Annotated in this window: 17 protein-coding genes, 2 tRNA genes, 3 rRNA genes and 1 other RNA gene; 15 read left to right on the forward strand and 8 right to left on the reverse strand. The window is 66.3% G+C overall.

What is annotated here, in order from left to right; translation table 11 throughout:
• Nucleotides 1–86: 86 nt before the first annotated feature.
• The gene (locus tag U3649_RS17535) at nucleotides 87–947 is read right to left on the reverse strand and encodes a YicC/YloC family endoribonuclease (protein WP_407352574.1); all 861 of its coding nucleotides are present in this window, start codon (nucleotides 945–947) and stop codon (nucleotides 87–89) included.
• A gap of 169 nt (nucleotides 948–1116) precedes the next feature.
• Between U3649_RS17535 and rph the strand changes: the two genes are divergently transcribed.
• From rph to pepQ, 7 genes are all read left to right on the forward strand, one after another.
• On the forward strand, nucleotides 1117–1845 hold the full coding sequence (gene rph / locus U3649_RS17540) for a ribonuclease PH (RefSeq protein WP_407352575.1): 729 nt from the start codon (nucleotides 1117–1119) through the stop codon (nucleotides 1843–1845).
• Nucleotides 1846–1901: 56 nt separating this feature from the next.
• On the forward strand, nucleotides 1902–2537 hold the full coding sequence (gene rdgB, locus U3649_RS17545; protein WP_407352576.1) for an RdgB/HAM1 family non-canonical purine NTP pyrophosphatase: 636 nt from the start codon (nucleotides 1902–1904) through the stop codon (nucleotides 2535–2537).
• 2 nt (nucleotides 2538–2539) lie between these two features.
• On the forward strand, nucleotides 2540–3061 hold the full coding sequence (locus tag U3649_RS17550) for a hypothetical protein (protein WP_407352577.1): 522 nt from the start codon (nucleotides 2540–2542) through the stop codon (nucleotides 3059–3061).
• Entirely contained in the window at nucleotides 3055–4248 is a 1194-nt protein-coding gene (hemW, locus tag U3649_RS17555) for a radical SAM family heme chaperone HemW (protein WP_407352578.1), read from the forward strand. Before U3649_RS17550 ends, hemW begins: the two co-directional genes overlap by 7 nt.
• Nucleotides 4249–4350: 102 nt before the next feature.
• Complete coding sequence (locus U3649_RS17560) at nucleotides 4351–6621, forward strand: DUF1631 family protein (protein WP_407352579.1); 2271 nt, start codon at nucleotides 4351–4353, stop codon at nucleotides 6619–6621.
• Nucleotides 6618–6968 (forward strand): PilZ domain-containing protein, encoded by a 351-nt coding sequence (locus tag U3649_RS17565; RefSeq protein ID WP_407352580.1) that lies wholly within the window; start codon nucleotides 6618–6620, stop codon nucleotides 6966–6968. Before U3649_RS17560 ends, U3649_RS17565 begins: the two co-directional genes overlap by 4 nt.
• Before the next feature lie 65 nt (nucleotides 6969–7033).
• Nucleotides 7034–8359: a Xaa-Pro dipeptidase gene (gene pepQ, locus U3649_RS17570; RefSeq protein WP_407352581.1), complete on the forward strand. Its 1326-nt coding sequence runs from the start codon at nucleotides 7034–7036 to the stop codon at nucleotides 8357–8359.
• On the opposite strand, the gene U3649_RS17575 is transcribed toward pepQ, so the two are convergent.
• Together U3649_RS17575 and U3649_RS17580 are read right to left on the reverse strand one after the other, a co-directional pair.
• On the reverse strand, nucleotides 8322–9719 hold the full coding sequence (locus tag U3649_RS17575) for an aminopeptidase P N-terminal domain-containing protein (RefSeq protein WP_407352582.1): 1398 nt from the start codon (nucleotides 9717–9719) through the stop codon (nucleotides 8322–8324). The two genes, pepQ and U3649_RS17575, sit on opposite strands and share 38 nt — an antisense overlap.
• A gap of 76 nt (nucleotides 9720–9795) precedes the next feature.
• A complete protein-coding gene (locus U3649_RS17580) occupies nucleotides 9796–10338 on the reverse strand; it encodes a UPF0149 family protein (protein ID WP_407352583.1) in 543 nt (180 codons plus the stop codon).
• Nucleotides 10339–10573: 235 nt separating this feature from the next.
• Between U3649_RS17580 and U3649_RS17585 the strand changes: the two genes are divergently transcribed.
• From U3649_RS17585 to rpiA, 6 genes are all read left to right on the forward strand, one after another.
• The gene (locus U3649_RS17585; RefSeq protein WP_407352584.1) at nucleotides 10574–10795 is read left to right on the forward strand and encodes a TIGR02449 family protein; all 222 of its coding nucleotides are present in this window, start codon (nucleotides 10574–10576) and stop codon (nucleotides 10793–10795) included.
• Nucleotides 10792–11103 carry a cell division protein ZapA gene (locus U3649_RS17590; RefSeq protein WP_407352585.1) on the forward strand — a complete coding sequence of 104 codons (312 nt, stop codon included), beginning with the start codon at nucleotides 10792–10794 and terminating at the stop codon, nucleotides 11101–11103. The genes U3649_RS17585 and U3649_RS17590 overlap by 4 nt, the downstream gene beginning before the upstream one ends.
• 159 nt (nucleotides 11104–11262) lie before the next feature.
• A non-coding RNA gene (gene ssrS, locus U3649_RS17595) (6S RNA) lies at nucleotides 11263–11448 on the forward strand.
• A gap of 133 nt (nucleotides 11449–11581) precedes the next feature.
• Nucleotides 11582–12169 (forward strand): 5-formyltetrahydrofolate cyclo-ligase, encoded by a 588-nt coding sequence (locus U3649_RS17600; protein ID WP_407352586.1) that lies wholly within the window; start codon nucleotides 11582–11584, stop codon nucleotides 12167–12169.
• A complete protein-coding gene (locus U3649_RS17605) occupies nucleotides 12166–12636 on the forward strand; it encodes an EVE domain-containing protein (protein ID WP_407352587.1) in 471 nt (156 codons plus the stop codon). The genes U3649_RS17600 and U3649_RS17605 overlap by 4 nt, the downstream gene beginning before the upstream one ends.
• An 11-nt stretch (nucleotides 12637–12647) precedes the next feature.
• Nucleotides 12648–13295, forward strand: coding sequence for a ribose-5-phosphate isomerase RpiA (rpiA, locus tag U3649_RS17610; protein WP_407352588.1), 648 nt, complete (start codon nucleotides 12648–12650; stop codon nucleotides 13293–13295).
• A gap of 145 nt (nucleotides 13296–13440) precedes the next feature.
• On the opposite strand, the gene rrf is transcribed toward rpiA, so the two are convergent.
• The 5 genes from rrf to U3649_RS17635 form a co-directional block, all read right to left on the reverse strand.
• Nucleotides 13441–13554 (reverse strand): 5S ribosomal RNA (gene rrf, locus U3649_RS17615).
• Nucleotides 13555–13688: 134 nt separating this feature from the next.
• A 23S ribosomal RNA gene (locus tag U3649_RS17620) occupies nucleotides 13689–16570 on the reverse strand.
• A gap of 220 nt (nucleotides 16571–16790) precedes the next feature.
• Nucleotides 16791–16867 (reverse strand) — tRNA-Ile (locus tag U3649_RS17625).
• Nucleotides 16868–16940: 73 nt separating this feature from the next.
• Nucleotides 16941–17016 (reverse strand) — tRNA-Ala (locus tag U3649_RS17630).
• A gap of 106 nt (nucleotides 17017–17122) precedes the next feature.
• Nucleotides 17123–18667: ribosomal RNA gene (locus tag U3649_RS17635) — 16S ribosomal RNA — on the reverse strand.
• The 16S, 23S and 5S rRNA genes sit together here with 2 tRNA genes alongside, the layout of an rRNA operon.
• Nucleotides 18668–19247: 580 nt before the next feature.
• Between U3649_RS17635 and U3649_RS17640 the strand changes: the two genes are divergently transcribed.
• Together U3649_RS17640 and U3649_RS17645 are read left to right on the forward strand one after the other, a co-directional pair.
• Nucleotides 19248–19700 carry a DUF192 domain-containing protein gene (locus U3649_RS17640; RefSeq protein ID WP_407352589.1) on the forward strand — a complete coding sequence of 151 codons (453 nt, stop codon included), beginning with the start codon at nucleotides 19248–19250 and terminating at the stop codon, nucleotides 19698–19700.
• A 53-nt stretch (nucleotides 19701–19753) separates the two neighbouring features.
• Nucleotides 19754–20602, forward strand: coding sequence for a SirB1 family protein (locus tag U3649_RS17645; RefSeq protein WP_407352590.1), 849 nt, complete (start codon nucleotides 19754–19756; stop codon nucleotides 20600–20602).
• Nucleotides 20603–20649: the final 47 nt, after the last annotated feature.

Consider the following 20649-nt stretch of genomic DNA (forward strand, 5'->3'; position numbering starts at 1 on the left):
TTGGCAAGGGCTTTGGTCCCTGGGCGGCGCCGCAGGCGGAATCGTACCGCTTTTGCGAATCACCAATCACGAATCACGAATCCCGGCTACTCCAGATTCTGCACCTGCTCGCGGACCTGGTCGATCAGCACCTTCAGGTCGACCGCGGCCTGCGAGGTGCGCCGGTCCACCGATTTCGAGCCGAGCGTGTTGGCTTCGCGGTTGAACTCCTGCAGCAGGAAGTCCAGTCGCCGGCCGACCGGCTCGCGCTGCGCGAGCACGCGACGGATCTCGTCGATATGGCTGTCGAGCCGGTCGAGCTCCTCGTCGACATCGAGCTTCTGCAGCCACAGCACCAGCTCCTGTTCCAGGCGCCCCGGATCGAGCGGCTGCGCCAGGTCGGCGATGCGCGCATCGAGCCGCGCGCGCTGGCCCTCGCGGATCGCGGGCATCATGCCGCGCACCTCAGCGGCGAGCCGCGCGATTCCGTCCACACGCTCGACGATCGCCGCGACCAGCTTGCCGCCCTCGCGCTCGCGTGCGGCGACGAACCCGGCCAGCACCTCGTCCAGCAGGCCGAGCACCGCCGCCTGCATGGCGACCGGATCGGCCGACTTGGACTGCAACACGCCGGGGAACTGCAGCAACTCGGTGAACTCGGTCCGCAGGTTGGGCAGCCGCGCGTCGAACGTGTCCGCCAGCGCTGCCAGCTGGTCGAGCACCGCCTCGTTCACCTGCAGCGCATCCACGCCTTCGGCAGGGCGCAGCCGCAGCACCAGGTCCAGCTTGCCGCGCGATACCTTGGCGGCGACCGCCTCGCGCAGCTGCGGCTCGAAGGCGCGCAGTTCCTCGGGCACCCGCACGCCCAGTTCCAGGAAGCGGTGATTGACCGCGCGCAGCTCGCAGCCGAGCATGCCCCACAGCGTCGCGCGCTCGCCCGAGGCGTAGGCGGTCATGCTTCTGGTCATGCGGATCCGGACGTCGGGGCGGGCGGGCAGTATGCCATTGAAGCCGGGATTCGAGATTCGGGATTCGGGAAGCGGGAAGCGGGATCGGCAAGAGCGGGCGTCGCAAGGTGCCCCGGAAGCCGGGGGCGTCGGACTGTTAGACTTTGTCGCCCGAAAGCCGGTGCCTCGCATGTCCTCCTTCTCCCGTCCCAGCGGCCGCGCACCCGACCAGTTGCGTGAAATCGGCATCGCGCGCGGCTACACCGCGCATGCAGAGGGCTCGGTGCTGGTCAGCTTCGGCGGCACCCGGGTGCTGTGCACCGCCAGCGTCGAGAACCGGGTGCCGGCGTTCCTGCGCGGCAAGGGCGAGGGCTGGGTGACCGCCGAATACGGCATGCTGCCGCGCGCCACCCATACCCGCAGCGACCGCGAGGCCGCGCGCGGCAAGCAGGGCGGCCGCACCCTCGAGATCCAGCGCCTCATCGGCCGCTCGCTGCGTGCCTGCGTCGACCGCAAGCTGCTCGGCGAGCGCACCGTCACCCTCGACTGCGACGTGCTGCAGGCCGACGGCGGCACCCGCACCGCGGCGATCACCGGCGCCTACGTCGCGCTGGTCGATGCGATGCGCTGGCTGCTCGCGCGGCGGGACATCACCCGCGACCCGGTGTTCGGCGCGGTCGCGGCGGTCTCGGTCGGTATCTGGCGCGGGGTTCCGGTGCTCGACCTCGACTACGCCGAGGACAGCGACTGCGACACCGACATGAACGTCGTGATGAACGACGGCGGCGGCTTCATCGAGCTGCAGGGCACCGCCGAGGGGCATGCCTTCCGCCGCGACGAACTCGAGGCGCTCACCGCGCTGGCCGAGGCCGGCATCGCCACGTTGATCGCGAAGCAGCGCGAGGCGCTGGCGCGGTAACGCCCATGGCCTGGAATCTCCGGCCCGGAAGCCGCAATCCCGAACGGGGGGCAGTGATGCAACCAACGATCGAACCCGCCGAAGCTGCATCGAAGCAGCTGGTGATCGCCAGCGGCAATCGCGGCAAGCTGGACGAATTCCGCGCACTGCTGGACGCCGGCGATGTCGAATTCATCGCGCAGGGCGAACTCGGCGTGACCGATGTCGAAGAGACCGGACTCAGCTTCGTCGAGAACGCGCTGTTGAAGGCGCGTAATGCAGCGCGCGTCACCGGCATGCCGGCGCTGGGCGACGACTCCGGCCTGTGCGTCGATGCGCTCCACGGCGCCCCCGGCCTGTATTCGGCCCGCTACGCCGGCGGACACGGCGATGCCGCCGCCAATATCGCCAAGCTGCTCGATGCGCTGCGGGACGTTCCCGAGCGCGACCGCGGCGCGCGCTTCTACTGCGTGCTGGTGGTGCTGCGCCACGCCGAGGATCCGCAGCCGCTGATCGCCGAAGGCGTATGGGAGGGCCGCATCCTCACCGCCGCGCGTGGTGGCGGCGGATTCGGCTACGACCCGGTGTTCCTGGATCCGGAACTCGGGTTGAGCGCCGCCGAACTCGATCCTGCGCTGAAGAACCGGATCAGCCATCGCGGCCGCGCGCTGGCGGCATTGCGCGATCGGATCGGAAGCATGCTGCCGAAGTGAACATGGTTCAGGACTTCCGTACGCCGCACGCCTTCACGGTGGCGATCGCGGCGGTCGCCGCCATCGCGCTCGCCATCGTCACCTGGATGCTCCGCAACGAGTCGAACGGGATCAATCACGATCCCGCGCACGCGGTGACGTTCGCGGCGGCAATGTTCGCGCTGATCACGGGCATGGGCTGGGTGCTGTCGCGACAGCATATCCGCATCGAGGGGACGCGCATCGGCTTGCGGAGCATCAGCACGTTGTACCGTTGGCGGGAGTTCGACACTAGCGATGTCGAGCAGATCGGCTTCGACGACGCCAACGCAGGCGGGCGCGCCGCGGTCTCGGCACTGGTCCTGCGCCTGCGCCGGACACCGGGTCGGCGCTGGCGCAAAGTTCGCATCATCGACCATGTCTTCATGGGCGAAGGCGACTCCCCGTTGATGTCAGCCCTGACGCAGGCCCTCAGGCGTGGACGCGACATCGGCCGCTCCTACGGCACCTGCTCCGCATCCTCGCCGGAACGGACGCGATGCTGATCCCGCCGCCGCTCTCGCTGTACGTGCACCTGCCCTGGTGCGTGCGCAAGTGCCCGTACTGCGACTTCAACTCGCACCAGGCGCGCGGCGCACTGCCGTTCGAGGGCTACGTCGACGCGTTGCTGGCCGACCTCGACCACGACCTGCCGCTGGCCTGGGGGCGCACGGTCCATTCCGTGTTCTTCGGCGGCGGCACGCCGAGCCTGTTTCCCGCCGCGGCCATCGACCGGTTCCTGCAGGGCGCCAGCGCGCGCCTGCGCTTCGCGCCGGGGCTGGAGATCACGCTCGAGGCCAATCCCGGCACCGCCGAGCACGGCCGCTTCGAGGACTACCGCGCCGCCGGGGTCAACCGGATCAGCTTCGGCATCCAGAGCTTCGACGACGGCTGCCTGCGTCGGCTCGGCCGCATCCACGACAGCGCCGAGGCCGAGGCCGCGGTGAAGCTGGCCCAGGACGCCGGCTTCGGCAATCTCAATCTCGACCTGATGTACGCGCTGCCGGGGCAGTCGCCGGCAATGGCCGAATACGACGTGGCGCGGGCCGCCGCGCTCGCACCGGCGCACATCTCGCACTACCAGCTCACGCTGGAACCGAACACGGTGTTCGCCGCCCGGCCGCCGCAGGACCTGCCCGACGACGATCTCGCCTGGGACATGCAGGAACGCTGCCAGGCGCTGCTGGCGGCCGCCGGCTACCGCCAGTACGAGGTCTCCGCCTACGCGCGCGCCGGGCGCGAATGCGCACACAACCTCAATTACTGGCGCTTCGGCGACTATCTGGGCATCGGCGCCGGCGCCCACGGCAAACTGACCCTCGGCAGCGAACAGAGCATCCTGCGGCGCTGGAAGCTCAAGCACCCGGCCGCCTGGCTGGCCGCCGCCGGCGGCGCCACCGCGATCGGCGGCGACGAGCGCGTCGCGGAGTCGCGGCGCCCGTTCGAATACATGCTCAATGCCCTGCGGCTGCTGGAGGGGTTCCGCCTGGACGCTTTCGAAGCGCGCACCGGACTGCCGCGCGCGGCCATCGCCGAGCCGCTGGCGATGGCCCGCGCACGTGGTTGGCTGGAGGCGGACGAGGAGCGCATACTGCCGACGGCGCTGGGGGGGCGCTTCGGCAATGACGTCATCCAACTGTTCCTGGAAGCATCCGGACCTGGCCACCGAGTTCGCCCGACCCACGACACTTGACGCGGATCGCGGCGACCGGCGCCGACGCGCGGCAAACCGCTACCGCGGATGCACGGCACGCACTGGAGCCGCTCCCTGGCGCGCGGCGCGGGCCCGACGTCCGTGAAGGTCCTGGAACCCGGCGTTCCCCTGGGGCTGGCGTCCGCCGGCCTGCCCGAACGCGTGCGCGAGGTCCTCGAGCGGGTACTGGCGCTCGTCGCCGAGGAACTGCACCACGGGATGGACAGGACGGTGGTGGAGTTCGAACGTGAGCTGTTCCGGCTCGCCGACGCCGCCCGCAATCCCGGCCTCGAGTCCGGCTACGTGCAGGCGCTGCGCGATTTCCGCCCCAACCGCGCCGACCTGGCGCCGCGCTTCCTGATCGGCCTCGAATCCACGCTCGCCCGACTGCGCCAGCCGCCGGCCGCACGCGCCTTGCCCCAGGCCGGGCAGATCAGTTTCCGCAACCTGAGCCTGGTCGAAGACGGGGCCATGGACGAGGACACGATGTTGCGCGAGATCGCCAGCCGCCAGGAAAGCCGCGCCCCGCTGGCGCTGCACCTGCTGGGCCAGCGCTTCGGCGTGCTGGCCGCCGCTCCGGCGTTCGACGCCGAGCGCCTGCCGCTGGGTCCGCAATCGCTGTGCCGTACGCTGCGCGACGTCGCGATCGGCCTCGGGATCCACTACGGCGCCCGCCTGCTGCTGTACCGGACGTTCGACCGCCAGGTACTGTCGGGCTATCCGCAGGTTCTCGACCGGCTCAACGCCTCGATGGCCGACCTGGGCATCCTGCCCGCGCTCACCTTCGTACCGTTCCGGGCACGCCCAAGCGCAGTTGCCGCGGGCGAAGCGAGGCCGGCGGCCGCTGCGGCAGCCGATGGCGAGGCAGCAGCAACGGCGCCGCCGGCCGCGCCGCGACCGCACACGGCCTGGATGGGCGAAACCCGGCAACCCGAGGACGGCGGGGACGACGACATCGCCTTCGCCCTGCTGCGACAGCTGCTCTCCGGCCGCCGCGAGCTGATCGGCAAGCTGCGCTCCGGAACGCAGCCGCCGCGGCGCCAGCAAATGAGCACGCCCGACCTGCTGGGCGCGCTGAAGGATCTGCAGCGGCAGCCGACGGCACCGGCCGCCATGCGGACCGGCGTGCACGAAATCAAGCAAGCGGTGCTGGCACAGACGCGGCAGCGACTCGGCAAGGGCACGGGCCTGTCGCCGGAGGACAACGACACCTTCGAACTGCTGGGATTGCTCTACGGGCAGATCGCGAACGAGATCCGCGACGACGCGCCGACCTCCCCGCTGGTGGGCGCCCTGCAGCTGCCGCTGCTGCGTGCCGCGCTGCTGGATCGTGGCTTCTTCCTGCACGGGCACCACCCCGCGCGGCAGCTGCTCGAGACCGTCGCCGAAAGCGCCGCAAGATGGCTGGACCGCGACGAAATCGATCCGCAACTGGTGCCGTCGATGCGGCAGGCGGTTGCCGAGGTGATCGAAAAGTCCGCGAACGATCCGGCGGTCTTCGCCGCGGCCAATGCACGCCTGCAGGAACGCCTGCAGTCGCAGGCACGCAAGGCCGAGATGCTGGAGCGGCGCCATGTCGAGGCCGCCCGCGGCAAGGAAAAGCTCGAGATCGCGAAGCTGCGCGCGGTCGAGGCGCTCGAGAACGCGATCGACGGGCAGCAACTGCCCAGGTTCATCCACGCCCTGCTCAACCAGGCCTGGCTCGACGTGCTGACCCTGACCCTGCTGCGCCAGGGCGCGGACTCCGACGATTGGCTGCGGCAGCTCGATGCGACCCGCGGCATCGCCGCCGCCTGCGGGCCCGGCGCGGCGCCGCAGGACCCGGAGCTGACCGCGTACGTCGAGGCGTCGCTCGGCCTGGTCGGCTATCACGGCGACGAGGCGGCGGTGATCGCGCAGCGCCTCACCGGCAGCCACGGCGACGACGGCGACGACCCGGCCTCGCGCACCGAACTGGCGCTGAAGCTCAAGGCGCGCGTGCGCCTGGGCGAGGACAAGGCCAAGGCGGCGGCGCCTCGGCTGCCGCCGCGGACACCGACCGAACAGGCGCACTACGAGCAACTGCGGGTGATGCCGTTCGGCGCCTGGATCGAGTTCGTCACCAACCAGCAGGGTGACGTGGTGCGGCGTCGACTGTCCTGGTACAGCACCGTCACCGACCACGCGCTGTTCGTCAACCAGCGCGGACAGCGCGTCGACGAGCTGTCCCTGGACAGCCTGTCGCGCATGTTCGCCTGCGGCCAGGCGCGCCTGGTCACGGCCCGGCAGGCGCGCCTGGTCGATCGCGCCTGGCAGGCCGCGGTCAGCGTGTTGCGCAACTTCGCCGGCCATGCCGGCAGTGATGCGGCCGCGACGGGAGGGACGCCGCCATGACCCGGGAGTTCCGCCGGGCACGCCGACGCAACGCGCCGGACACCATCATGGTCGCCGATGCCATGACCGGAGAGGTGGTCGGCCGCGTGGGCAACCTGTCCGAGACCGGCATGCTGATGATGAGCAGCACCGAACTGGTCGAGGACGCGCTGTACCAGCTCCGCTTCACCTTGACCGGCGAGGCGGGCCGCGGACGGACGCTGGAGCTGGGCGCGCACCTGCTGTGGAGCGATCGCGCCAGCGCGCCTGGGCAGGCCTGGGCCGGTTTTCGCTTCATCGGCCTGAGCGGGGAGCAGGCACGGCAACTGCGCGACTGGGTGGATGCACCAGGCAGCCATTACGCCTGACCCGCGGGTTTGGGTGGTCATCGCGATTGCGTCACAATGGCGTTTTCCGGCAGACACGGGATCCGATGACTTCCGATCCGGCACCTCTTTACGGCGCGCACCTGGCCACGCTGCAGCAGCGGGCGGAGACCGCGCTGGCGCGCGGCGGCTTCGACTACCTGGTGATTCCCAGCGGCACCGTGCAGTACCAGGTCTTCGACGACCGTGATTATCCCTATGCGGTCAATCCCCAGTTCAAGGCCTGGGTGCCGCTCACCCGCAACCCCGGCAGCTGGCTGGTTTTCACCCCGGGCAAGCGGCCGAAGCTGATCTACCTGCAGCCGTTCGACTACTGGCACGTGGTGCCGCAAGCACCTTCGGGTTACTGGCCGGAGCACTTCGAGTTGGTGGTGATCCGCAAGCCGGAGGAGGCTCGGCAGCACCTGCCCGGCGATCCGGCCCGCTGCGCGATCCTCGGCGAGGCGCAGAGCGCGCTCGGCGAACACGCGCCCAACAACCCGGCGCCGGTGCTGGACTCCCTGGACTACCACCGCGCGTTCAAGACCCCGTACGAGATCGCGATGATGCGCCAGGCGACCATGCGCGGCGTGCGCGGCCACCGCGCAGCCGAGCGCGCGTTCCGCGCCGGCGCCAGCGAATTCGGCATTCACCTGGCCTACTGCCAGGCCGCCGGCCAGGACACCATCGAGCTGCCGTACAACAACATCGTCGCGCTCAATGAACACGGTGCGGTGCTGCACTACACCGAGCTCGAGCGGGTCCCGCCCAAGCCGCTGCGCAGCTTCCTGATCGACGCCGGCGCGAGCTTCGGCGGCTACGCTTGCGACATCACTCGCACCTACGCCAGCGACACCGGCAGCGAGTTCCAGTCGCTGATCGACGCGGTCGACGACGTGCAGCAGCGGCTCTCGGCCGATTTCCGCGCCGGCCGGGACTACCGCCAGCTGCACCTGGACGCGCATCTCGCGCTTGCCGGCGTGCTCCGGGACGCCGGGGTGCTGAAGGTCTCGCCGGAAGCAGCGCTGGAGACCGGCATCAGCGCCAAGTTCTTCCCGCACGGGCTCGGCCACGGCATCGGCCTGCAGGTGCACGACGTCGCCGGCTTCGCCGAATCCGACCAGGGCGGCACCATCGCCAAGCCCGAAGGGCACCCGTACCTGCGCCTGACGCGGACGCTGCAGCCGGGCATGGTGGTGACCAACGAGCCCGGCCTGTACTTCATCGACCTGCTGCTCGAGGAGCTGCGCGCGGGCGAGCATGCCGACGCGGTGGACTGGGAGCGCATCGAGGCCTTCCGGCCGTTCGGCGGGATCCGCATCGAGGACGATCTGGTCGTCACCGAGGGCGAACCGGTCAACCTGACCCGCGAGGCCTTCGCCGAGGGCCGGTAGCGGCCGCGGATGCTGCGCGCGGCGCTTGGCCGCGCGCGGCATCCGCCATGAAGGCCTCGATCTCGTCCGCACTGCGCGCCAGGCCATCGGTCAGCAGCGCATGGCCGTCGCGGGTGATCACCAGGTCGTCCTCGATGCGAACGCCGATGCCGCGCCATTTCGCCGCGACGCTGTCGTCGTCCGGTGGGACGTAGAGGCCCGGCTCGACGGTGAACACCATGCCGGACTCGAGCAGGCGCGACTCGCCGTCGACGCGATACTCGCCGACGTCGTGCACGTCCAGCCCGATCCAATGCCCGGTCTTGTGGCGGTAGTAGCGCTTGTAGCTGCCGCTGGCCAGGTGCTTTTCCAGCTTGCCCTTCAACAGCCCCAGCCGCAGCAGGCCCTCGGTGAGCGTCGCCACCGCGGCGTCGTGCACGGCCTCGTAGGGCACGCCGGGCCGCGCCTGGCCGATGGCGGCGGCCTGGGCGGCGGCGACCAGGTCATGCAACGCCCGCTGCGGCTCGGTGAAGCGGCCGTTGACCGGGAAGGTCCGGGTGATGTCGGCGGCATAGCCGCGGTACTCGGCGCCGGCATCGATCAGCACCAGATCGCCGTCGGCCGCTTGCGCCGCATTGGCGCGGTAGTGCAGCACGCAGGCGTTGGCCCCGGCGCCGACGATGCTCTCGTAGGCCGGGTAGGCATCATGGCGGCGGAACTCGTATTCCAGTGCAGCCTGCAGCTCGTACTCGTGCACGCCCGGCCGCGCCGCACGCATCGCCGCCTGGTGCGCACGCACGCTGATCGCGGCAGCGCGGCGCATCAGCCTGATCTCGTCGCGCGACTTGAACAGGCGCATCTCGTCGAGCAGGTGGCCGAGTTCGAGGAACTCGTGCGGCGGCTGCGCGCCCAGCCGCACCTGCGCCCGCACGCGATTGAGCCAGCCGATCAGCTTGAGGTCGAAATCGGTGTCGCGGCCGAAGTGGTAGTAGACGCGGGTGCGGCCTTCGAGCAGGCCCGGCAGGATCTCGTCGAGATCGTCGATCGGATAGGCGTCGTCCAGGCCCAGCCCCTCGACCGCGCCCTCGGGCCCGACTCGCGGCCCGTCCCAGCGCTCCCGGTCGGGATCACGCTCGCGGCAGAACAGCAGGGACTCGCCGTGCCGGCGCCCGGGAATCAGCACCAGCACCGCCTCCGGCTCGGCGAAACCGCTCAGGTACCACAGGTCCGAATCCTGCCGGTACGGATAGTGGGTATCGCGGCTGCGGACCCGTTCCGGCGCCGACGGCACCACCACGATCGCGTCGTCGCCGGCCATGCGCATCAACTGCCGACGGCGGCGGGCATAGGCGCTCAAGGAAATACCGGTGGCGAGGTTCATTGGGTGATCGGAACGAGGACTACGGGTGATGGCCGGACCGGATGCCGGCAGACGGCTGCACGCAGCGGCCGGAACGCTAGTTCAGCCGCTGGCGATGGCGCGGGCCGAGGGCGCAGTCGCCATGCAGCAGCAGCGCGGCGATGCGCACGAACTCCTCGAGTTCGGCCAGCGCCGCCTCTTCCTCCTGGTCGCCACCGTCCTGCGGGCTGGCCGCCGCCAGCTTCGCCAGGTCCGCCAGCGCCTCCCTCCCCTCCTCCGACAGCGAGGGCGCCCGGCCCGCCGCCAGGCCGAAGCCGCCGAGGAAACCGCGGCACCAGTCGAACAGGGCGCCGCTGCGCTCGTACAGCGTCGCTTCGGCGCCAGGCAGCAGCAACTCGAACCCGAAGCTGCGATCCTCGAGTTGCGCCACGCTGGCCCGGCGAAGCTGCTCCAGGGGCTCGTCCGGGGGCGCCGGCAGGCTGTCGTCGACCAGCACCCGCCGCAGCCAGTCCGGGCCGTCGGCGCCGCCACCGGCCAGCCAGCCGCACAGCCCGCCGTGCAACTCCGCGGCGCTGGCGCCCAGCCCGGCCGTACGGCAGGCGTTCTGCACATCGCGCGGGGAAGGCAGCGCTTCGGACACGGCGGTCGCTCGGATCGTGTGGGAGCCCAGTGTAACAACGCGCGCCGAGTCGCCGCTTCGCCCATGCCCTCCCATCGCCGCGTCGCCACCAGGAGCCCCGGGTCGGCGGCCTCGACCGCCGGATCCGGATCGGCTTCCGGAAACCATCCGCGGTCGCCGATCCCGTCTGCGATCGGCGCCCGGCTCCGGGACGCCACGTCTTGACCACCCTCTGCGGCCTGCCTATCGTGCCGTCATGGACAATCCCGATCCGATCGCCCAGCTTCGCGCCGTTGTCGCGCGCATCGACGATCTGGTCGAACGCAACCGGCGGCTGCACGAGGAGAACCGCAGCCTGCGCCAGCAGCATGGGCAACTGGCCAACGACCGCTCCCAGTTGCTGGCCAAGAACGAGCAGGCACGCTCGCGGGTGGAGGCGATGATCGCTCGCCTCAAGTCGCTGGAGCAGCACACGTGAGCGCCGCCGGCGAACCGGTCAGCATTCGGGTCCTGGACCGGGAGTACACCGTCGGCGTCGGCCCCGACGAGCGCGAGGCATTGATGCAGGCCGCCAAGCTGCTCGACACGCGGATGCGCGAGGTGCGCGGCGCCAACCGCATGGCCGCGGTCGATCGCGTCGCGGTTCTCGCGGCCCTCAATCTCGCGCACGAACTGCAACAGCTGCGCAACGAGAGCGATCAGCGCGAACGCGAACTCTCGCGGCTGCTCGACGAGTTGCAGCGCAAGCTCGACGGCGCACTGCCGGCGACCGAACCGGCCGGCTGACCCGCGGCGAACCGATATACCGCCAGGGCCGCAGTTCAGCCGCCGGCGACGGCTCGGCTTCCATTGCACTTGAACGCCACCGCAACCGGGGTCCGTTCGTCTCCTCTCCTGCCGATGAATGGACTTCGCAACATCGGCATCGGGGCTATACTGTTCGTGCGTCCTCTGCCGTGTTCGACGGCGCGCGCAAACATTCGCCTTGTCCCTTAATGACGACCTCGGGGGCGCGACGACTTCCGGGCGTGCAGGTCCGCCTCGCAGCGGGAAGCCCGATGGAAGCCAAACGTCCCCACTTGAACCCCGGGTTCAAGGTCGTTTCGCGTGCATCGCCATGGCGGAGGACGTTCTTTTTCGACGGGAGCCGTGCGGCAGCCTGCACAGGCCGTCTTCTCCCGGTGCGGCTTCTTCCGCACCCGGGGGTTTTCCGATGCGGCCGTGGGCCGCACAATCCGGACATGCCCGTTCCGCCTCCGACCCGATGACCGACGACCGCGCGGCGCTGCGCCGCGAACTGCGCGAGCGCCGCCGCGCGATCCCCGCGGCGGCGCGCATCGCCGCCGCCGAGGCCGTCGCGGGCCGGCTCCAGGCGTTCGCCGGGATGCCGGAGCGAGGCTACGTCGCCGGCTACTGGGCGATGGACAGCGAGATCGCGCTGCACGTCTGGCAGCTCCGGCTGCCGAAGGGCGTCGTCTACTGCTTGCCGGCCCTCGGTGACGATGGATTGCTGCGCTTCGCGCCCTGGCGGCCCGGTGACCCGCTGGTTACGAATCGATACGGCATCCCCGAGCCCGACACCAGCCCGTCCTCGTTGCTCGAGGCCGACGCGTTGGCGCTTGCGGTCGTGCCCCTGGTCGGGTTCGACTCCGCCGGCAACCGGCTCGGCATGGGCGCCGGCTGGTACGATCGCAGCTTCGCTTTCCGCCGCGAGCGGTCCGCGCCGCCTTGGCTGGTCGGCGCCGCCTTCTCTGCACAGCGCGTCGATGCACTACCGGCCGCGCCCTGGGACGTCCCTCTGGACGCGGTCTGCAGCGAAACCGAAACCCTCCTGATCGCTCCCCACGCATGACGACCCGCAAACGCTACTGGTTGATGAAGTCCGAACCGAACGACTTCTCCATCGACGACCTCGAACGCGTCGGCACCGAACCCTGGACCGGCGTACGCAACTACCAGGCCCGCAACTTCATGCGCGACAGCATGCAGGTCGGCGACGGCGTGCTGTTCTACCACTCAAATACCGAGGTTCCCGGCATCTACGGCATCGCCGAGGTCGCCAGCGGGCCTTATCCGGACCCCACCCAGTTCAAGAAGAAGTCCAAGTACTTCGACGCGAAGGCCTCGCACGAGGAGCCGCGCTGGTTCCTGGTCGACGTCGGCTTCGTCCGCAAGCTCGGCAGGCCGATCCCGCTGGACGAGATCCGCACCCATGCCGACCGGCTGGGCGAGGATTTCGCGCTGATCCGCAAGGGTTCGCGGTTGTCGGTGCTGCCGGTCACCGCCGCGCAGTGGAAGTACCTGCTCGCGCTCGAATAACAGGAACCCGCATGTCCGCAAGCAAGCGCCTGGCCGGCGAAAAGGCCATCGACTACGTCGAGGACGGCATGATCGTCGGCATCGGCACCGGCTCGACGGTCGCCTACTTCATCGATGCCCTGGCCGGAATGCGCGACCGCATCGGCGGTGCCGTCTCCAGCTCCGAGCAGAGCACCGAACGACTGCGTGGCCATGGCATCGAGATCCTGGACCTGAACGCGGTCGGTCCGTTGCCGCTGTACGTGGACGGCGCGGACGAATGCGATCCGCACAAGCGCCTGATCAAGGGCGGCGGTGCCGCGCTCACCCGCGAGAAGATCATCGCCGAGGCCAGCGAGCGCTTCGTCTGCATCGTCGACCCGGCCAAGCAGGTGCCGGTACTCGGCCGGTTCCCGCTTCCGATCGAAGTGATTCCGATGGCGCGCAGCCTGGCGGCACGCGCGATTCTCGCGACGACCGGCGGACAGCCGGTCTGGCGCGAAGGCGCCGTCACCGACAACGGCAACTGGATCCTGGACGTGCACGGCCTGTCGATCACCGATCCGGTGGCGATGGAGCGGGAACTCAACCAGATCCCCGGCGTGGTCGGCGTCGGCCTGTTCGCCCGCCGCCCGGCCGACGTCGTCATCGTCGGCGGCGAGCCGCCACTGGTCCTGTAGGCGCTTCGACACATCAGGCGGCGGAACGAACGCTGACGGCCGAGTCGGGCCGGCGGCGGACAACGCCTGCCAGGGTGCATGGCCGTCCGTCCCGCGAGGCAAAAGAAAAACCCCGCAGCTTTGCTGCGGGGTTTTTGGGTAAAGACCCTGGCGATGACCTACTCTCGCATGCTAGATGCACACTACCATCGGCGCGTGCGCGTTTCACTTCCGAGTTCGGAATGGGATCGGGTGGTTCCACGCAGCTATTGTCACCAGGGAGAGGGTGGAGGGTCGCGGTCCATCCCCGATTTCATCGGGAATGATCGCGCTCACGCTCTCATTGGGTTGGGACGTAGCGAGGTTTGCTTCGAACGTCGACGCGTCGTCGAGTCCAAGGCCACTTGAGGTTATATGGTCAAGCCGCACGGATCATTAGTACTGGTTAGCTCAACACATTGCTGTGCTTACACACCCAGCCTATCAACCACCTGGTCTTGATGGTTCCTTCAGGGGAGTCAAGCTCCCGGGAGATCTCATCTTGAGGCACGCTTCCCGCTTAGATGCTTTCAGCGGTTATCGTTTCCGAACGTAGCTACCCGGCAGTGCCACTGGCGTGACAACCGGAACACCAGGGGTTCGTCCACTCCGGTCCTCTCGTACTAGGAGCAGCCCCTCTCAAATCTCCAACGCCCATGGCAGATAGGGACCGAACTGTCTCACGACGTTCTGAACCCAGCTCGCGTACCACTTTAAATGGCGAACAGCCATACCCTTGGGACCGACTACAGCCCCAGGATGTGATGAGCCGACATCGAGGTGCCAAACACCGCCGTCGATATGAACTCTTGGGCGGTATCAGCCTGTTATCCCCGGAGTACCTTTTATCCGTTGAGCGATGGCCCTTCCATACAGAACCACCGGATCACTAAGACCTACTTTCGTACCTGCTTGATCCGTCGATCTTGCAGTCAAGCACGCTTATGCCTTTGCACACAGTGCGCGATGTCCGACCGCGCTGAGCGTACCTTCGTGCTCCTCCGTTACTCTTTGGGAGGAGACCGCCCCAGTCAAACTACCCACCATACACGGTCCCCGACCCGGATTACGGGCCCAGGTTAGAACGTCAAGCACGACAGGGTGGTATTTCAAGGTTGGCTCCACGCCAGCTAGCGCCGGCGCTTCAAAGCCTCCCACCTATCCTACACAGACGAACTCAACGTTCAGTGTAAAGCTATAGTAAAGGTTCACGGGGTCTTTCCGTCTTGCCACGGGAACGCTGCATCTTCACAGCGATTTCAATTTCACTGAGTCTCGGGTGGAGACAGCGCCGCCATCGTTACGCCATTCGTGCAGGTCGGAACTTACCCGACAAGGAATTTCGCTACCTTAGGACCGTTATAGTTACGGCCGCCGTTTACCGGGGCTTCGATCAAGAGCTTCGCCTTGCGGCTGACCCCATCAATTAACCTTCCGGCACCGGGCAGGCGTCAGACCCTATACGTCCACTTTCGTGTTTGCAGAGTCCTGTGTTTTTGATAAACAGTCGCAGCGGCCTGGTCACTGCGGCCCCCGATCGCTATAGCCCGCATGGGCCACGACCAAGGGCGCACCTTCTCCCGAAGTTACGGTGCTATGTTGCCTAGTTCCTTCACCCGAGTTCTCTCAAGCGCCTGAGAATTCTCATCCTGCCCACCTGTGTCGGTTTACGGTACGGTCTGCATAAGCTGAAGCTTAGGGGCTTTTCCTGGAAGCGTGGGATCAGTGACTTCGTCCAATAGGACTCGTCTCGGTGCTCGGTCTTGAAGGGACCCGGATTTGCCTAAGTCCCAAACCTACCTCCTTTCCCCGGGACAACCAACGCCCGGTACACCTACCCTTCTCCGTCCCCCCATCGCACTTATGCGAGGTGCTGGAATATTAACCAGCTTCCCATCGACTACGCATTTCTGCCTCGCCTTAGGGGCCGACTCACCCTGCGCCGATTAACGTTGCGCAAGGAAACCTTAGGCTTTCGGCGTGCGGGCTTTTCACCCGCATTATCGTTACTCATGTCAGCATTCGCACTTCCGATACCTCCAGCGGACCTCTCGATCCACCTTCGCAGGCTTACGGAACGCTCCTCTACCGCGCACAAACGAGTTTGTGCACCCCAAGCTTCGGTTTATCGCTTAGCCCCGTTAAATCTTCCGCGCAGACCGACTCGACCAGTGAGCTATTACGCTTTCTTTAAAGGGTGGCTGCTTCTAAGCCAACCTCCTGGCTGTCTGTGCCTTTCCACATCGTTTCCCACTTAGCGATAAATTGGGGACCTTAGCTGTGGGTCTGGGTTGTTTCCCTTTTCACGACGGACGTTAGCACCCGCCGTGTGTCTCCCATGCAGTCTGTCCTGGTATTCGGAGTTTGCCATGGTTTGGTAAGTCACGATGACCCCCTAGCCATAACAGTGCTCTACCCCCAGGAAGATTCACATGAGGCGCTACCTAAATAGCTTTCGAGGAGAACCAGCTATCTCCGGGTTCGATTAGCTTTTCACTCCTAATCACACCTCATCCCCTACCTTTGCAACGGGAGTGGGTTCGGGCCTCCAGTTGATGTTACTCAACCTTCACCCTGGGCATGACTAGATCACCCGGTTTCGGGTCTACTGCCCGCGACTATGCGCCCTTATCAGACTCGGTTTCCCTTCGCCTCCCCTATACGGTTAAGCTTGCCACGAACAGTAAGTCGCTGACCCATTATACAAAAGGTACGCAGTCACTCCGAAGAGCTCCTACTGCTTGTACGCACACGGTTTCAGGGTCTATTTCACTCCCCTCGCCGGGGTTCTTTTCGCCTTTCCCTCACGGTACTGGTTCACTATCGGTCGGTCAGGAGTATTTAGCCTTGGAGGATGGTCCCCCCATGTTCAGACAGGGTTTCACGTGCCCCGCCCTACTCACTTTTCATCGAAATGGCCCTTTCGCATACAGGGCTATCACCTTCTATGGCCAGTCTTTCCAGACTGTTTTGCTAGAACCAAATCGACTTTTGGGCTGCTCCCCGTTCGCTCGTCGCTACTTAGGGAATCTCGGTTGATTTCTTTTCCTACGGTTACTTAGATATTTCAGTTCACCGCGTTCGCCTCGTACAGCTATGTATTCACTGCACGATACCTCTTGCGAGGTGGGTTTCCCCATTCGGACATTGCCGGATCAAAGCTTGTTGCCAGCTCCCCGACACTTTTCGCAGGCTGCCACGTCCTTCATCGCCTCTGACCGCCAAGGCATCCACCGTGTGCGCTTATTCGCTTGACCATATAACCCCAAGTCGCCTCGGGGTCATAGATTCGTCGCGAACACAACGAACTACAACTTCAATAAAGACGTCTCTCGACGTCTCGCCTTAGCCTCTACGACACGTCTGGACATTCGTCTCAAACGCTTCGCTACATCCCAATTTTCAAAGATCACGCGTCGGCTTCAGCGCCGCCGCGATTCAATTCTTGTGTGTGTGCAGGTTCATCCAGTATCTCGATGGTGGGTCTGGGAGGACTCGAACCACCGACCTCACCCTTATCAGGGGTGCGCTCTAACCACCTGAGCTACAGACCCGAAGATGCATTTCCCTCAAGTCCGGTCGGTGACGACCGCGATCTCGCGAGGGATCCGCATGACTGGTGGAGCGTGGTGGAGCCAGTCGGGATCGAACCGACGACCCCCTGCTTGCAAAGCAGGTGCTCTCCCAGCTGAGCTATGGCCCCAAGAGGGACGCCCCCTCGACGAACATGCCGAGGCATGCTTGCCGGGAACTACTGGATGCAGGTCACTTGTGCGGACGCCTGGACAGGCGATGCCGTCCGGTTCTCTAAAGGAGGTGATCCAGCCGCACCTTCCGATACGGCTACCTTGTTACGACTTCACCCCAGTCATCGGCCACACCGTGGCAAGCGCCCTCCTTGCGGTTAGGCTACCTGCTTCTGGTGCAACAAACTCCCATGGTGTGACGGGCGGTGTGTACAAGGCCCGGGAACGTATTCACCGCAGCAATGCTGATCTGCGATTACTAGCGATTCCGACTTCACGGAGTCGAGTTGCAGACTCCGATCCGGACTGAGAGAAGGTTTCTGGGATTGGCTTGCCCTCGCGGGTTTGCAGCCCTCTGTCCTTCCCATTGTAGTACGTGTGTAGCCCTGGCCGTAAGGGCCATGATGACTTGACGTCATCCCCACCTTCCTCCGGTTTGTCACCGGCGGTCTCCTTAGAGTTCCCACCATTACGTGCTGGCAACTAAGGACAAGGGTTGCGCTCGTTGCGGGACTTAACCCAACATCTCACGACACGAGCTGACGACAGCCATGCAGCACCTGTGTTCCGGTTCCCGAAGGCACCCCCCGATCTCTCAGGGGTTCCGGACATGTCAAGGCCAGGTAAGGTTCTTCGCGTTGCATCGAATTAAACCACATACTCCACCGCTTGTGCGGGCCCCCGTCAATTCCTTTGAGTTTCAGTCTTGCGACCGTACTCCCCAGGCGGCGAACTTAACGCGTTAGCTTCGATACTGAGTGCCTAGTTGCACCCAACATCCAGTTCGCATCGTTTAGGGCGTGGACTACCAGGGTATCTAATCCTGTTTGCTCCCCACGCTTTCGTGCCTCAGTGTCAGTACTGGTCCAGGTGGCCGCCTTCGCCACGGATGTTCCTCCCGATCTCTACGCATTTCACTGCTACACCGGGAATTCCGCCACCCTCTACCGTACTCTAGCCCGCCAGTATCCAATGCAATTCCCAGGTTGAGCCCAGGGCTTTCACATCAGACTTAACGAACCACCTACGCACGCTTTACGCCCAGTAATTCCGAGTAACGCTTGCACCCTTCGTATTACCGCGGCTGCTGGCACGAAGTTAGCCGGTGCTTATTCTTTGGGTACCGTCAGAACAACCGGGTATTAACCGATTGCTTTTCTTTCCCAACAAAAGGGCTTTACAACCCGAAGGCCTTCTTCACCCACGCGGCATGGCTGGATCAGGCTTGCGCCCATTGTCCAATATTCCCCACTGCTGCCTCCCGTAGGAGTCTGGACCGTGTCTCAGTTCCAGTGTGGCTGATCATCCTCTCAGACCAGCTACGGATCGTCGCCTTGGTGGGCCTTTACCCCGCCAACTAGCTAATCCGACATCGGCTCATCCAATCGCGCAAGGTCCGAAGATCCCCTGCTTTCACCCGAAGGTCGTATGCGGTATTAGCTTGGGTTTCCCCAAGTTATCCCCCACGACTGGGCAGATTCCGATGTATTACTCACCCGTTCGCCACTCGCCGCCAGAGGAGCAAGCTCCTCCGCGCTGCCGTTCGACTTGCATGTGTTAGGCCTGCCGCCAGCGTTCACTCTGAGCCAGGATCAAACTCTTCACTTAAGTTTTGCGACTTCGTCCCGAAGGACTCGGTCAATTGCTTGAGTGCAGTCGTCGCTCCTGAGCCCCAATTACTCGCTTGCATTTGCATGCATTTGAATTGACTTGTTGCTCTGTTACGAACGTCTGCAAGTTGGATGGTCATCCACCCGCCAGACGCCCGCACAAGTCACCTGCGCACACTGTCAAAGAACTTCCGGAACCGGCCTCAGCGCCGCCTTCCGCAACCCTCGGCTTCTGCCGAGGTGAGCCGCACATTGTAGCGCGGCTTTCGCTTTCGTCAACACCTGAATCGGGGTTGGTTCAGCGCTTCCCTCTTCATTCCGGCCCGCAGGCCTTCCCTCCGAGGGAGCCGCACATTCTAGCGCGGTTTCGGAGAACGTCAACACCTCGCGAGGGTCTTTTTTCTCCGCCCCGCCTGGCCGGTCGGCACTGCCGACGCTCCGTGGCGGGGCGCGCATTGTGCACGCGTCGCCGCGTCTTGGGAAGGGGGTCGAATGAATTTTTCACGCTTCGCTTGACGGAGCCCTCCCGGCTGGCCGATGGTGCGGCACGGCCCCCTTTTTCGCCTTCTGGTGCGTCCATGCGCTTGCTGCGTTGTCTCCCGCTCGTCTGCCTGCTGTTGCTGGCCAACGCCTGCGCCAGCGCCGGCGAAACCTGGGTCGAACTGGCCGGTGAACGCTATGCGGTGGAGATCGCCGATACCGACGAGGAACGCGCCCGCGGACTGATGTTCCGCGACGTGCTGACCGCCGGCACCGGAATGCTGTTCATCCACGACCGCGAGGCGCCCCAGGCCTACTGGATGAAGAACACGCGGATCCCGCTCGACATCCTCTACTTCGACAACGGCCTGCGCCTGGTGTCGCAGCAGCGCGACGTGCCGCCCTGCACGAGCGGCATCGGCTGCCCCTCCTATCCGAGCCGGACGCCGGCGCGCTACGTACTGGAGCTGAATGCGGGCGAGGCGGCCCGCCTGGAGCTTCGCGAAGGCGTCGAGCTGCGCCTCGGCCCGGGCATTCCTGCTGCACGCTGACCGCCGGCACTGCCCGGGTTGCGGATCGCGGACCCGCAGCGCAGGCTGGCGGCATGGAACGGAACCCTTCACCGCTGCCGGACTGGGACCGACTGGCCGCGCTCGATGACGCATCGATTCCGCTGCTCGGCACCGCCCTGCTGATCGCCCGCGACGAGTATCCGGAGCTGGACCCCCGGCACTATGACGTGCTCGTGCAGCAGCACGTCGCGCATCTGCAGCCGAAGCTCGAGTCGATCGCGCTGTGGCCGCTGAAGATGCTCGCGATCAACCAGTACCTGTTCGATGAACTGGGCTACACCGGCAACCACGACGAGTACTACGACCCGCGCAACAGCTACCTGAACCAGGTGTTCGAGCGCCGCCTCGGGATCCCGATCTCGCTCGCAGTGGTGCAGATGGAGGTCGCCCGGCGCCTGGGCATGCCGCTGGACGGCGTGTCGTTCCCCGGGCACTTCCTGGTACGGCTGCCCGTGGACGACGGGCTGCTGGTGATGGATCCGTTCAACCGCGGGCGGCCGTTGGACGTCGATGAACTGCGCGAGCGCGCGCGACCGCACGTGGGCGGCAATGCCCTCGACGACCAGGTGCTGCAGCAGATCCTGCACCCGGCCTCGCATCGCGCGATCCTCGGCCGCATGCTGCGCAACCTGCATGGCGTCTACGCCGAGTGCGGCGACTGGCCGCGTGCGGTGCGCTGCGCCGACCGCGTGCTCAAGCTGCTGCCGGACGACCCCGAGGCCCTGCGCGACCGCGGCCTGGGTTACCTGAAGCTGGAGCACCGGCACGGCGCGCGGCGGGATCTCGGGCGCTACCTGCTGCTGGCGCCGGACGCACCGGACGCGCGGAGCGTGCGCGAATCGCTGATAGAGGCCAGCGGGGATCCCGCCCGGCTGAATTGAACTGCGCGGCGCCGGGCGGTGCAGCGGAGCGAGCTCCGCTCTACAAG

This window comes from Luteimonas sp. R10 (genome assembly GCF_045689605.1).
GTDB lineage: Bacteria > Pseudomonadota > Gammaproteobacteria > Xanthomonadales > Xanthomonadaceae > Luteimonas.

What these genes read in the sequence shown, in the direction of transcription:
- U3649_RS17605 (WP_407352587.1), top strand. Translation starts at nt 12,166, where the DNA reads ATGACGACCCGCAAACGCTACTGGTTGATGAAGTCCGAACCGAACGAC.
- U3649_RS17600 (WP_407352586.1), top strand. Translation starts at nt 11,582, where the DNA reads ATGACCGACGACCGCGCGGCGCTGCGCCGCGAACTGCGCGAGCGCCGC.
- U3649_RS17585 (WP_407352584.1), top strand. Translation starts at nt 10,574, where the DNA reads ATGGACAATCCCGATCCGATCGCCCAGCTTCGCGCCGTTGTCGCGCGC.
- hemW (WP_407352578.1), top strand. Translation starts at nt 3,055, where the DNA reads ATGCTGATCCCGCCGCCGCTCTCGCTGTACGTGCACCTGCCCTGGTGC.
- U3649_RS17550 (WP_407352577.1), top strand. Translation starts at nt 2,540, where the DNA reads ATGGTTCAGGACTTCCGTACGCCGCACGCCTTCACGGTGGCGATCGCG.
- rph (WP_407352575.1), top strand. Translation starts at nt 1,117, where the DNA reads ATGTCCTCCTTCTCCCGTCCCAGCGGCCGCGCACCCGACCAGTTGCGT.
- pepQ (WP_407352581.1), top strand. Translation starts at nt 7,034, where the DNA reads ATGACTTCCGATCCGGCACCTCTTTACGGCGCGCACCTGGCCACGCTG.
- U3649_RS17640 (WP_407352589.1), top strand. Translation starts at nt 19,248, where the DNA reads ATGCGCTTGCTGCGTTGTCTCCCGCTCGTCTGCCTGCTGTTGCTGGCC.
- rdgB (WP_407352576.1), top strand. Translation starts at nt 1,902, where the DNA reads ATGCAACCAACGATCGAACCCGCCGAAGCTGCATCGAAGCAGCTGGTG.
- U3649_RS17575 (WP_407352582.1), bottom strand. Translation starts at nt 9,719, where the DNA reads ATGAACCTCGCCACCGGTATTTCCTTGAGCGCCTATGCCCGCCGCCGT.
- rpiA (WP_407352588.1), top strand. Translation starts at nt 12,648, where the DNA reads ATGTCCGCAAGCAAGCGCCTGGCCGGCGAAAAGGCCATCGACTACGTC.
- U3649_RS17645 (WP_407352590.1), top strand. Translation starts at nt 19,754, where the DNA reads ATGGAACGGAACCCTTCACCGCTGCCGGACTGGGACCGACTGGCCGCG.
- U3649_RS17535 (WP_407352574.1), bottom strand. Translation starts at nt 947, where the DNA reads ATGACCAGAAGCATGACCGCCTACGCCTCGGGCGAGCGCGCGACGCTG.
- U3649_RS17565 (WP_407352580.1), top strand. Translation starts at nt 6,618, where the DNA reads ATGACCCGGGAGTTCCGCCGGGCACGCCGACGCAACGCGCCGGACACC.